Origin of the sequence: Streptomyces sp. NPDC057280 (assembly GCF_042668605.1) — a bacterium.
GTDB lineage: Bacteria > Actinomycetota > Actinomycetes > Streptomycetales > Streptomycetaceae > Streptomyces.
The window spans coordinates 140,941-152,861 of the sequence record NZ_JBHUYR010000009.1 but is presented as its reverse complement, the minus strand read 5'-3'; the positions used below and the strand labels follow the sequence as shown (position 1 = coordinate 152,861).

Annotated in this window: 10 protein-coding genes; 3 read left to right on the top strand and 7 right to left on the bottom strand. The window is 71.7% G+C overall.

Annotated elements, in window-relative coordinates:
• Positions 1 to 6 precede the first annotated feature (6 nt).
• Positions 7 to 1,365 (bottom strand): glutamine synthetase family protein, encoded by a 1,359-nt coding sequence (locus ACFUO4_RS36900; RefSeq protein ID WP_383493150.1) that lies wholly within the window; start codon positions 1,363 to 1,365, stop codon positions 7 to 9.
• Positions 1,366 to 1,459: 94 nt separating this feature from the next.
• On the opposite strand from ACFUO4_RS36900, the gene ACFUO4_RS36895 reads away from it, so the two are divergent.
• Both ACFUO4_RS36895 and ACFUO4_RS36890 read left to right on the top strand, forming a co-directional pair.
• On the top strand, positions 1,460 to 2,221 hold the full coding sequence (locus ACFUO4_RS36895; RefSeq protein WP_079309908.1) for a FadR/GntR family transcriptional regulator: 762 nt from the start codon (positions 1,460 to 1,462) through the stop codon (positions 2,219 to 2,221).
• A 321-nt stretch (positions 2,222 to 2,542) separates the two neighbouring features.
• Positions 2,543 to 3,226, top strand: a complete 684-nt coding sequence (locus ACFUO4_RS36890; protein ID WP_383493147.1) for a gamma-glutamyl-gamma-aminobutyrate hydrolase family protein — start codon at positions 2,543 to 2,545, stop codon at positions 3,224 to 3,226.
• Here ACFUO4_RS36890 and ACFUO4_RS36885 read toward each other — a convergent pair.
• Together ACFUO4_RS36885 and ACFUO4_RS36880 are read right to left on the bottom strand one after the other, a co-directional pair.
• Positions 3,210 to 4,163, bottom strand: coding sequence for a phosphotransferase family protein (locus ACFUO4_RS36885; RefSeq protein WP_383493144.1), 954 nt, complete (start codon positions 4,161 to 4,163; stop codon positions 3,210 to 3,212). The genes ACFUO4_RS36890 and ACFUO4_RS36885 overlap by 17 nt on opposite strands.
• A gap of 271 nt (positions 4,164 to 4,434) precedes the next feature.
• Positions 4,435 to 5,367: a LysR family transcriptional regulator gene (locus ACFUO4_RS36880; protein ID WP_383493141.1), complete on the bottom strand. Its 933-nt coding sequence runs from the start codon at positions 5,365 to 5,367 to the stop codon at positions 4,435 to 4,437.
• Positions 5,368 to 5,437: 70 nt separating this feature from the next.
• On the opposite strand from ACFUO4_RS36880, the gene ACFUO4_RS36875 reads away from it, so the two are divergent.
• Positions 5,438 to 6,580, top strand: a complete 1,143-nt coding sequence (locus ACFUO4_RS36875) for a TDT family transporter (protein ID WP_383493138.1) — start codon at positions 5,438 to 5,440, stop codon at positions 6,578 to 6,580.
• Here ACFUO4_RS36875 and ACFUO4_RS36870 read toward each other — a convergent pair.
• From ACFUO4_RS36870 to ACFUO4_RS36855, 4 genes are all read right to left on the bottom strand, one after another.
• Entirely contained in the window at positions 6,528 to 7,247 is a 720-nt protein-coding gene (locus ACFUO4_RS36870; RefSeq protein ID WP_383493135.1) for a helical backbone metal receptor, read from the bottom strand. The two genes, ACFUO4_RS36875 and ACFUO4_RS36870, sit on opposite strands and share 53 nt — an antisense overlap.
• The gene (locus ACFUO4_RS36865) at positions 7,244 to 7,816 is read right to left on the bottom strand and encodes a helix-turn-helix domain-containing protein (protein ID WP_079309904.1); all 573 of its coding nucleotides are present in this window, start codon (positions 7,814 to 7,816) and stop codon (positions 7,244 to 7,246) included. The genes ACFUO4_RS36870 and ACFUO4_RS36865 overlap by 4 nt, the downstream gene beginning before the upstream one ends.
• Positions 7,817 to 8,098: 282 nt before the next feature.
• A complete protein-coding gene (locus ACFUO4_RS36860; RefSeq protein WP_383493131.1) occupies positions 8,099 to 10,714 on the bottom strand; it encodes an ABC transporter permease/substrate binding protein in 2,616 nt (871 codons plus the stop codon).
• Positions 10,707 to 11,762: a glycine betaine/L-proline ABC transporter ATP-binding protein gene (locus tag ACFUO4_RS36855; protein WP_079309935.1), complete on the bottom strand. Its 1,056-nt coding sequence runs from the start codon at positions 11,760 to 11,762 to the stop codon at positions 10,707 to 10,709. Before ACFUO4_RS36855 ends, ACFUO4_RS36860 begins: the two co-directional genes overlap by 8 nt.
• Positions 11,763 to 11,921 lie beyond the last annotated feature (159 nt).

Below are 11,921 nucleotides of genomic sequence, written 5' to 3'. Positions count from 1 at the left end.
AACCTCTCACATGCGTTCGAAGGAGCGGCGGAGCTCCCAGTCGGTCACCGCGGCGTCGAAGGCGTCCAGTTCGACGCGCGCCATGTTGCGGTAGTGGGCGACGACCTCGTCGCCGAAGGCGGCCTTGGCGATGGGGCTGTTCTCCCAGAGGTCGGCGGCCTCACGGAGGGTCGTGGGGACGTGCTCGTACTCGCCGGTGTAGGCGTTGCCGAGGCATGCCTCCGGCAGCTCCAGCTTCTGCTCGATGCCGTACAGCCCGGCCGCGACCAGGCCCGCGACCGCGAGGTGCGGGTTGACGTCGCCGCCCGGCAGCCGGTTCTCGAAGCGCATCGAGCGGCCGTGGCCGACGACCCGCAGCGCGCAGGTGCGGTTGTCGTGGCCCCAGGCGACGGCGGTCGGGGCGAAGGAGCCGGGCTGGAAGCGTTTGTACGAGTTGATGTTGGGCGCGTACAGCAGCGAGAAGTCCCTGAGCGCGGCCAGCTGTCCGGCGAGGAAGTGCCGCATGACCTCCGACATGCCGCTGTCCGCGGCCATGGCGTTGTTGCCGGCGGCGTCCGCCAGCGAGAGGTGGATGTGGCAGGAGTTGCCCTCACGCTCGTTGTACTTGGCCATGAAGGTGATGGAGACGCCCTCCTGGGCGGCGATCTCCTTGGTGCCGGTCTTGTAGATGGCGTGCTGGTCGCAGGTGACCAGGGCGTCGTCGTAGCGGAAGGCGATCTCGTGCTGCCCGGGGTTGCACTCGCCCTTGGCGGACTCGACGGTCAGCCCCGCGCCCGCCATCTCGTTGCGGATGCGCCGCAGCAGCGGCTCGATCCGGCCGGTCCCGAGCACCGAGTAGTCGATGTTGTACTGGTTGGCCGGCGTCAGCCCCCGGTAGTTGCTGTCCCAGGCCTGTTCGTAGGTGTCCTTGAAGACGATGAACTCCAGCTCGGTGCCGACCTGGGCGGTGTAGCCGTGCTCGGCGAGCCGCTCCAGCTGGCGGCGGAGGATCTGGCGGGGCGCGGCGACGACCGGGGAGCCGTCCTCCCAGGCGAGGTCGGCGATGAGCATCGCGGTGCCGGCGTTCCAGGGGACGCGGCGGAGGGTGGACAGGTCCGGGTGCATGGCGAAGTCGCCGTATCCCCGGTCCCAGGACGACATCGCGTAGCCGTCGACGGTGTTCATCTCGGTGTCGACGGCCAGGAGGTAGTTGCAGCCCTCGGTGCCGTGGTGGAGTACCTCGTCGAGGAAGAAGCGGGCGGCGAACCGCTTGCCCTGGAGTCGTCCCTGCATGTCGGGGAAGGCCAGGACGACGGTGTCGATCTCACCGCTCGCGACGAGGGCGTGCAGCTCCTCGACGCTGAGTGGGGGTGTGCGGTCTGCCACGGGAAGGCTCCTTCGGCTTCTGCGCTTTTTTCGGCCGGGCCGGAAGCCATAAGGTATTGCCGAGAACCATTGCTTGGGAAGGGGGTGCGGCGGGATGTCGCTGGATCCGGAGGGCGGTCTGGACGGTCGGCCGGAGGGTCGGCTGGAGGACCGTCTGACGCCGGTGCTGCGGCCGGTGCGGGCGGGCAACGGGTTCGAGGAGGCGCTGGAGCAGATCCTTCAGGTCGTACGGCTCGGCCTGGTGCCGGGGGGCGAGCGGCTGCCCGCCGAGCGGGAGCTGGCGGAGCGGCTCGGGATCAGCCGGGTGACGCTGCGCGAGGTGCTGAAGGTCCTCCAGGACCAGGGGCTGGTCGAGTCGCGGCGCGGGCGGTACGGCGGCACGTTCGTACTGCCGCGTGCGGCGGGCGACCTCGGTGAGGGCGAGCTGCGGCGGCGGATCGCCGAGGTCGACATCGAGGACGTGCTGCGCTTCCGGGAGGTGCTGGAGGTCGGGGCGGCGGGCCTGTGCGCGGCGCACGGGCTGACGGACGAGCAGGCGGACCGGCTGCGTGAGGCACTGGCCCGCACGCAGGACGCTCCGCTGACGGACTACCGGCGCCTGGACACCCTGCTGCATCTGACGCTGGCCGAGCTGTGCGGCTCCCCGACGCTGACCGCGCAGTACGCGGCGGTCCGGGCCACGGTGAACGACCTGCTGGACTGCATCCCGCTCCTGGTGCGCAACCTGGAGCATTCGCAGCGCCAGCACAGCGCACTGGTGGAGGCGGTCCTGGACGGGGACGCGGACGGGGCGCGGGAGATGATGCGGGAGCACTGCGGGGGCACGGCCGCGCTGCTCAGGGGGTTCCTGGCGTAGGCCGGCGACCGGCGTGCTCTGCCCTACCGGCCTCGACTCGAGCCCGTGCGCTCTGCCCCACCGGGCTCGGGGCGGTGTGCTCTGCCCCACCGGGCTCTGCTCGGGCCCGGGCGCTCTGCCCCACCGGGCTCTGCTCGGGCCCGGGCGCTCTGCCCTACCCGGCTCGGCTCGGCTCGGCCCGTGCGTTCTGCCCTACCCGGGCTCGGCTCGGGCCCGTGCGTTCTGCCCGACCAGGGCTCGGCTCGGGTCGGTGGGCTCTTGCCGTATCGGGCTCGGCTCGGCAAAGGTATGCGGGTAATCCATTGCGGAGCGGGAGGGCGTATGGCGGGCAGGCCGCTGATCGGCGTCAGTACGTATCTGGAGGCCGGGGCGCGCTGGGGCGTGTGGGAGCTGGAGGCGGCGCTGCTGCCCGTCGGGTACCCGCGCCTGGTCCAGCGGGCGGGCGGGCTCGTGGCGATGCTGCCCCCGGACGCGCCGGATCACGCCGCCGCGACCGTGGCCCGCCTCGACGGGCTGGTGATCGCGGGCGGTCCGGACGTCGAGCCGGTGCACTACGGCGCCGAGCGCGAGCCCCGCACCGGCCCGCCCGCGCGGGAACGGGACGCCTGGGAGCTGGCGTTGATCGACGCGGCTCTCGCGGCGGGCGTTCCGCTGCTGGGGATCTGCCGGGGCATGCAGCTGCTGAACGTGGCCCTCGGCGGCACGCTCGTCCAGCACATCGACGGCCACGCGGAGGTGGTCGGCGTCTTCGGGCGGCACACGGTGAAGCCGGTGCCGGGGACGCTGTACGCCGGTGTCGTCCCGGAGGAGACGTCCGTACCGACGTACCACCATCAGGCAGTGGACCGGCTGGGCACCGGCCTGGTGGCGTCGGCGCACGCGGCGGACGGGACGGTGGAGGCCGTGGAACTGCCCACCGCCGACTGGGTGTTGGGGGTGCAGTGGCATCCGGAGATGGGTGAGGATCTGCGGGTGGTGCGGGGGTTGGTCACCGCCGCTTCCTGAGCCAGTCCAAGGCCGCCTCGCCCTGGGCGCGTTGGAAGGCGCGGACCGTGGGGATGCCCGGCGGCGGGGGCTGGAGCGAGCGGTGGACGAAGTAGCCGGCCAGGCCCGCGAGGGCGGCGGTGACGGCGTCCGGGTCGGCGGCGCGGCCGAGGGGATGCGTGGCGAACAGCTCCTCCGGGTCCGGGCCGCCCTGGGCCCTGACGCACGGGAGCATGAGCAGCAGGTCCAGCCAGGGGGCGCCCCGGACGACGTGCGGCCAGTCGACGAAGACGACGCGGTCGTCTTCGGTGAGCAGCATGTTGTCGGCGCGGAGGTCGCCGTGGGCGAGGGTGTCGCCGGTGACGGCCTCGGGCCAGGGGGTGGCAAGTTCGGCGAGTGCCGGGAGGTGCTCGGCGGTCCAAGGGTCCAGGCCGTCAGGGGTCGGCTCCGCCGAGAGCCGTTCCCAGCCGTCGAACTGATCGGCGAGTGCGTCGGCGGCGAGGGGTGCGTCGGGCACGGGGGACGGGGTGAGGGCGTCGGAGAGGTCGGCCACCGCGTCGAGGACGCGGTGCAACTCCGGTCGCCGCCAAGGGACGTGGGGCTGGCGCCCTTCGATGTCCTCGAGCACCAGGACCGTCCAGGTGCCGTCGTCATAGGTGCCGAGAAGGCGGGGTGCGGGGACGCCGGGCGGGAGCGCGGCGGTGTGGCGGGCCTCGCGGCGGTGGAAGACCGGGCTCGTGGCGTTGGTCTGCGCGCTGACGGCCTTCACGAAGGCTCGGTGGCCGTGGGCGGTGCGGACGCGGGCGGCGGTGCCCGGGGAGAAGCCGCCGGGTTGGGTGGTGGCATGGGTGACGGGGGCGCCGAGGAGGTCGACGACGGCGGCCTGGACGTGTGCCGGGAGTTCTTCCCAGGGGGTACGGACGCCTGCGGCGGGCGGGGCGGGGGTGGTGGGTGACATGGGGGAATGGTGCGGGTGGGAGGGGGTTGCGCACCAAGGGTTTTCGCCCCCGCCGCCCCTACCCGTCCCATCACTGGGGGCTGCCGCCCCCAGACCCCCGCTTCGGCCCCGAAAGGGCCTCGTCCTCAAACGCCGGACGGGCTGGTTGGTCAGCCCCTCCGGCGTTTGAAGAGCGGGGGTCCAGGGGGCAGAGCCCCCTGGGAGCGGGGTCGAAGGGGCGGCAGCCCCTGGAGGATGGGAACGGCTAAGGGCGGCGGGGGCGAGAAAAGCCCTACCCCCGCGTCAGCGACAACAGCTCCCGTGCCGGTCCCACCGGCCGATGCCCCGTCGGCCACACCGCCCGTAGGTCGCGGGCCAGGGACACGCCCTCCACCGGGACCCGCACCAGCCGGCGCATCGCCAGCTCCTCCCCCACCGCCAACTCGCTCAGCACCGCCGGCCCCGCCCCGCTCACCGCCGCCGCCTTCACCGCCGTGGTGGACGACAGCTCGATCAGCGGACGGGCCAGACCGCCCAGCGCCGCGTCCAGCACCTGCCGCGTCCCCGACCCCTTCTCCCGCAGGATGAGCGGCGTCGACGCCAGCTCCTCGGCCGCCAGCGGGCGCCTGCGGCGGGCCCACGGGTGGGCCGGGGCCGTGACGACGATGAGACGGTCGTGGGCGATGACGACCGAGTCGAGGCCCGTCGGGACCGTGAGCCCCTCCACGAAGCCGAGGTCCGCCTCGTCGGACAGCAGGCGTGCCGCGACCGCCGCGGAGTTGCCGGCCAGCAACGACACCGCGGTGTCGGGGCGTTGGGCGCGCAGGGCCAGGAGCCAGCCCGGCAGCAGGTACTCCGCGATCGTCATGCTCGCCGCCACTCGCAGCCGCGAGTCCCGCCGGTCCCGCAGCGCCTGTGCGCCCGCGTCGAACGCCTCCGCCGCCTCCACGATCCGCCGCGCCCAGTCCGTGACCAGCGCCCCGGCGTCCGTCAGCCGGGAACCGCGGGGCGAGCGGTCCACCAGCGCGACGCCCAGCTGGCGTTCCATGGACCGGATACGGCTGCTCGCCGCGGGCTGGGTGATGCCGACCTCGCGGGCCGCCGCCCCGAGACTGCCGAGCCGTGCCACCGCGAGCAGCAGCTCCAGCGCCCCGAGGTCCGGCACCCGGTGCGCCAGGGAGGAGGCGACCGGGGACGGCGAGGGATCATGCTGCGCACTGCTCATAAGCCCAGTTTATGTCCCCATAGAAAGACCGTCCCTGGTGGGGAGCGCCGAACCGGGCGACGCTCGAAGCATGGTCACCGCAGCCCAGCCTCTCCACCCCGTCCGTGCCACCGCACGTCCCCCGCGCGCCACAGCCGTCCGTCACCTCGGACCGAACTGGTACGCCACCGTCATGGGCACCGCCGTCGTCGCCACCGCCGGAGCCGCGCTCCCGGTCTCCGTCCCCGGTCTGCGCCCCGCCCTCACCGGCGTCTGGGCGCTCTCGCTCGTCGTCCTGCTCGCCCTCCTCGGCGCCCGCGCCCTGCACTGGACGCACCACCGCGACCAGGCCCGCGCCCACCTCCTCGACCCCGCGATGGCGCCCTTCTACGGCTGCCTGGCCATGGCCCTGCTCGCCGTCGGCGGCGGTGCCCTCACCGTCGGCGCGGACTGGATCGGGACCGAGGCGGCGGTGGTGCTCGACGCCGTGCTGTTCACCGCCGGAACGGCGGTCGGACTCGCGGCCGCCGTCGCGGTCCCGTACCTGATGGCCGTACGCCATCGCATCGAGCCGGGACAGGCGACCCCCGTGTGGCTGCTGCCGCTCGTCGCGCCGATGGTGTCCGCGGCGCTCGGCCCGCTCCTGGTGCCGCATCTGCCCGCCGGTCAGGCCCGGGAGACCCTGCTGCTGGCCTGCGTCGCCCTGTTCGGGCTCTCACTGCTCGCGACACTGCTCATGCTGCCCCTCGTCTTCGGCCGGCTGATCACCGGCGGGCCGCTGCCGCTCGCCCTCACCCCGACCCTGTTCCTCGTCCTCGGCCCGCTGGGGCAGTCCACCACCGCCGTCAACAAGTTCGCGGACGTCGCCCCCGGTGTCGTACCCGCCCCGTACGGCGGCGGCTTCTCGGTCCTCGCCGTGCTCTACGGTGTCCCCGTCATGGGCTTCGCCCTGCTCTGGTTCGCGCTCGCCGTCGCCCACGTCGTGCGGGCCCGCCGGGCGGGCATGGGGTTCGCGATGACCTGGTGGGCGTTCACGTTCCCCGTGGGGACCTGTGTCACCGGGGCGGAGGGGCTGGCCCGGCACACCGGGCTGGCCGCCTTCGCATGGCTCGCCATCGGGCTGTACGCCGCCCTCGTCGCCGCCTGGGGTGTCGCCGCCCTGCACACCGTACGGGGGCTCGTCAGCGGCGAGCTGCTCGCAGGGCCTCGGCCAGTGCCGGTGGCGCTTCCCTGAGGGAGGGGCCGTACCAGGTCAGGTGCCGGCCGCTGACCAGGGCGCAGGGGATGCCGGGGAACGCCTCCGGACCGTCGTCCGCCGTGAAGGCGTACGGCTCGTCCGGCAGGACCACCAGGTCGGGGCGCGAGGCCCGCAACTCGGGCAGGGGGATGCGGGGATAACGGTCGGCGTGGGTCGCGTACAGGTGGTCCACGCCCAGGCGGGCCAGCACGTCGCCCGCGAAGGTGTCCCGGCCCAGCACCATCCACGGGCGGCGCCAGATCGGTACGACGGCCCGTACCCGGGCCTGCGGGGGCGGCAGCGTCGCCCAGGTCCGCTCCGCCTCGTCCAGCCAGCGCGGCCGGGCCGGCGCGCCGCAGGCCGCCAGCACCCGCGCCAGCTCCGAGAAGGCCTGCGGGACCGTGCGCACCTCGGTCACCAGGACCTCCACGCCCGCCTCGCGCAGGGCTGCCAGGTCGGGAGCGCGGTTCTCCTCCTCGTTGGCGATCACCAGGTCGGGGGCGAGGTCGAGGATCCGGTCGAGCTTGGGGTTCTTCGTGCCGCCGATCCTGGTCACGTCCAGGCCGGCCGGATGCGTGCACCAGTCGGTGACACCGACCAGCGCGCCGGGCACGGTCTCGGCCACCGCCTCCGTCAGGGACGGGACGAGGGAGACGACCCTCACGGGCGCCGCCGGTCCTGGACCGCCTCGATGTGTTCCGCGACGGCGACGACGACCAGCCGGGTGTCCGACACGGTCGCCCGCCAGCGGTGCCTGACCCCGCCGGTGAGGTAGAGCGTGTCGCCGCGACCGAGCCGGTACGCCCGGCCCTCCGCCTCGATCTCCACCGCGCCGTCGGCGACGTACATCAACTGGTCGTTGCGGTACTGGAATTCACGGCCCGCGTCATGGTCGCCGGTGAACTCCTGGGCGTGCATCTGGTGATGACCGCGCACCAGGGAACGGGCCCGGGGGCCGGGCGTCGCCGGCTCGGGGTCGTCGGCGCGCACGACGTCGACGCTGCACGCCGGGTCGGCGGCGGCGAGGAGTTCGACGGCGGTGGTGCGCAGGGCGTCCGCGACCTTCTCCAGGGAGCTGGTGCTGGGGCGCGCCCGCTCGTTCTCGATCTGGCTCAGGAAGGGGACCGACAGGCCGCTGCGCTCGGCCACGACGGCGAGGGTGAGCTCCAGCGCGCGACGCCGCCGCCGTACGGCCGCGCCCACCCGCAGGGGCTGTTCTTTGTGGTCGCCCATCGCTCCGGCTCCCTCCTTCGCTCGTCGCTCGGCATCGGTGGCTGAACATGTCTCTGTTGAGTTGTCTGCACCCTACGCATGTTCGGCAAACCGTTTCATGCGCCCGTCACATTGCCGTAAAGCGGGTGTGGGCGATCTCGCCAACTCAAGCCAGTAGATCAGCTCTCCGGCCGCCGTGTGAGGGGATTCCTCCGTCAGGACGAACGGCCTGACCACGACGGCCGGATGAGGCTCAGGTGACGACGTAGCTGTATGTGGTTGTCCGATTTCTTTTCGTCGCGCTTATCGCGGTGTCATCCGCTCCACGACGTCCGGGTGCTTCTTCAGCCAGGCGTCGACGGCCTCGTCCTCGTGGCCCTGGCCGCGCGCGTTGATCTCGCCCTCCAGGGTGCCGAGCTCGCCCTCGCTCAGATGGAAGCCCTTGATCCACTTGGTGAGCTGCGGATACTGCTCGGGGAACTTCTCGTTGGCGATCGTGCGGATCGTGTTCCCCTCGCCGAAGAGCTTCTTGCCGTCCTTCAGCTTGGTGAGGTCGTACCGGCTGTACGCCCAGTGCGGCGACCAGAGCACGACGGCGACCGGCTTCTTCTCGGCGTACGCGCGCTTGAGCTCGGTGAGCATCGCGGGCGTGGAGCCGTCGACGACGTCGTACTCCTTGTCCAGGCCGTAGCCGGGCAGGACCTTGTTCTTCAGGAGGTTCATCTCGCCGGTGCCCGGTTCGATGCCGATGATCTTCCCGTCGAAGAGGTCGGCCTTGCCCTTGAGGTCCTCGTAGGACGTGATGCCCTTGACGTACGAGGGGACCGCGACCTCCAGCGAGGTCGGTTCGTACCAGGTGCCGAGGTCGGCGAGGTGGTCCTTGCTCTTCTCCCAGTAGTTCGCCTGCGCGTACGGCAGCCAGGCGTCGAAGTTGAGATCGAGGTCGCCGGAGGCGAGGCCGGTGTAGACGGGGCCGACGTCCATCTGCTTCAGGTTCAGCTTGTAGCCGCGCCGCTCCAGGACGTTCTTCCACAGGTGGGTGACGGCGATGTCCTCGTCCCAGGGGAACCAGGCGACGTCGATCGGGTTCTTGGCCTCGGCGGGCGTTGCCGCGCTCTTCGTGACCGGGGCCAGCTTGTCGACCACGCCGGGATTGCTCTTGAGCCAGCTGCGGACCGCGTCCTGCTGCTCGCCCTTGCCCGCCTTGTTGATCTCCGCTTCGAGGCTGGTGAGCTGCTTCTCGTCGAGCTTGAAGTCCTTCAGCCACTTGCCGACGGCGGGGTTCTTCGCGGCGAAGCCCTTGCGGGCGACGGTGTGGATGCCGTCACCGGAACCCCACGCGCCCTTCGGGTCCTTGAGCTTCTTCAGGTCGTAGTCGTTGTACGCCCAGTGCGGCGACCAGAGCGTGACGACGATCGGCTCCTTCTTGCTGTACGCGCGCTTGAGCTCGGCGAGCATCGCGGGCGTGGAGCTGTCGACGACCTTGTACTCCTGATCCAGGCCGTAGGCCTTGAGGACCTTGCTCTTCAGCAGGGCCGTCTCGCCGGCGCTGGACTCGATGCCGGTGATCTTCCCGTCGAACTCGGAGGCCTTGCCCTTGAGGTCGTCGAGGGAGTCGACGCCCTTCATGTACGCCGGGACGGTCAGCTCCAGGGACGTCTTGTCGTACCAGGCGCCGAGGTCGTCGAGCCGGTCGCCGTACTTCTTCCAGTACTGCTCGTGGGTCGTCGGCAGCCAGGCGCCCGTCATGAAGTCGACGTTGCCCGAGGCCACGGAGGTGTAGAGGGGGCCCGCGTCGAGCTGCTTGGCCTCGACCTCGAAACCGCGCTCCTCCAGGACCTCCTTCCACAGGTAGGTGGAGGCGACGCCGTCGTCCCAGGGGACGTAGCCGATGCGGACCTTCTGGCCCTGGCCGACGTTCTTGCCGTCGGCGACCGGGACGGCGCCGTCGCCCTTGCCGGCGAACATGCCCATGCCGCCGGCCACGAGGGCCAGGATCACGATGCCGATCACGGCGACCTGGGGACGGGGCCGGTACGACCAGATCCTCAGCCCCTGTGCGGCACGGGCCTTGGCGGCGGCGCGGCGGCCCAGCGGGGAGACCTGGGTGCCGAGGGCGCCGGTCATGCGGTCGAGGTAGATCGCGAGGATCACGATCGCGACGCCCGCCTCGGAGCCGAGGCCGACGTCGAGCTGGCCGATGGCCTCGTTGACCCGGCCGCCGAGGCCGCCGGTACCGACCATGCCGGCGATCGCGGCCATGGACAGGCCCAGCATGATGACCTGGTTGACGCCCGCCATGACGGTCGGCAGGGCGAGCGGGAGCTGGACGCGCAGCAGGGTGTCCCGGGGAGTGGTGCCGAACGCCTCGGCCGCCTCGACCAGTTCCTTGTCGACCTGGCGGATGCCCAGCTCGGTCATCCGCACGCCGGGGGCGAGCGCGAAGATCAGGGTGGCGACGATGCCCGCGGAGGCGCCGGTGCCGAAGAACAGGATCGCCGGGATGAGGTAGATCATCGCGGGCAGCGTCTGCATGAAGTCCAGCACCGGCCGGACCAGGGCGCCGACCCGCTCGGAGCGGGCCGCCCAGATGCCCACCGGCACCGAGATCAGCAGCGCGATGAGCGTGGCGACGAGGACGAGCGAGAGGGTCACCATCGCGTCGTCCCACAGTTCGAGGGAGTCGATGAAGGCGAACCCCGCGAAGGTGAGGAGGCCGGCCGTGGTGCCGCGCAGCCAGAAGGCGAGCACGGCGAAGATGCCCGCGAGGAGCAGCGGTTCGGGCGCCTGGAGGACGGCGTCGATGCCGTCGTAGGTCCCGGTGAAGACGGTCTTGAGGAAGTCGAAGAGCCAGCCCATGTGGGCGAGCAGCCAGTCGACGGCGTCGTTGACCCAGTCGCCGAGCGGAATCCTAGGCATGGGCGGCCTCCTCGTCCTGCTCGCCGAGGAAGCCGATCAGCCGCTGCGCCGGGATCACCCCGACGAGCTGCCGCTCCTCGTCCAGCACGGCCACCGGATGGCTCGTCCGGGCGCTGACGGCGCAGAGCTCCGCGAACGGGGTGTCGGGCGTGACGGTCTCGCAGTCGCTCGCACAGCCGCAGTCGGTCTCGTCACCGCGTACGTCGGTGTCCATGACGGCGGACGCCGTGAGCACCCGGGAGCGGTCGACGTCCTTGGTGAAGGAGGCGACGTAGTCGTTCGCGGGCCGGACCAGGATGTCCTCGGCGGTGCCGTTCTGGACGATGCGGCCGTCGCGCATGACGGCGATGCGGTCGCCGAGGCGCATGGCCTCGTTGAGGTCGTGGGTGATGAAGACGATGGTCTTCTTCAGGGTCTGCTGGAGGGTGAGCAGCTGGTCCTGCATGTCACGGCGGATCAGCGGGTCCAGGGCGCTGAAGGACTCGTCCATCAGCAGCAGGTCGGCGTCGGTGGCCAGGGCGCGGGCGAGACCGACGCGCTGCTGCATGCCACCCGACAGCTCGTCCGGCCAGGACTTCTCCCAGCCGGCCAGGCCGCACAGCTCCAGGGCCTCGGTGGCACGCTTGACGCGTTCGGCCTTGGCCACGCCCTGGACGGCGAGACCGTAGGCGGCGTTCTCCAGGACACTGCGGTGCGGGAACAGCGCGAAGTGCTGGAAGACCATGCTGATCTTGCGGGCGCGGACCTCGCGCAGGTCGCGGGCGCCGAGGGCGGTCAGGTCCTGGCCGTCGAAGCGGACCTGTCCCGCGGTGGGTTCCAGCAGCCCGTTGAGCATACGCAGCAGCGTCGACTTGCCGGAGCCGGACAGGCCCATGACGACGAAGATCTGGCCCGGGTCCACGGTGAAGGAGGCGTCGATGACGGCGGCGGTCGTGCCGTCGGCGCGCAGCTCCTCCCGGTCGGCTCCACTGCGCAGCCTCTCGACTGCCTCACTCGGTCGTCTGCCGAACACCTTGTAGAGATGTTCGGCCTCTAGCCTGGATGACACGCGTACCTCTTGCATCGGGGGCGGGGGTCAGTGGCCGCGCCTGCCCTCGGCCGACCAGGACAAACCGGTAAGTGGTTCAGTTCACAACCAATCCGTACGACCACCCCCTGCGGTCCGTAGGATCACCGTCGACGCTTCACATCGGTGCTGGGGGGACGG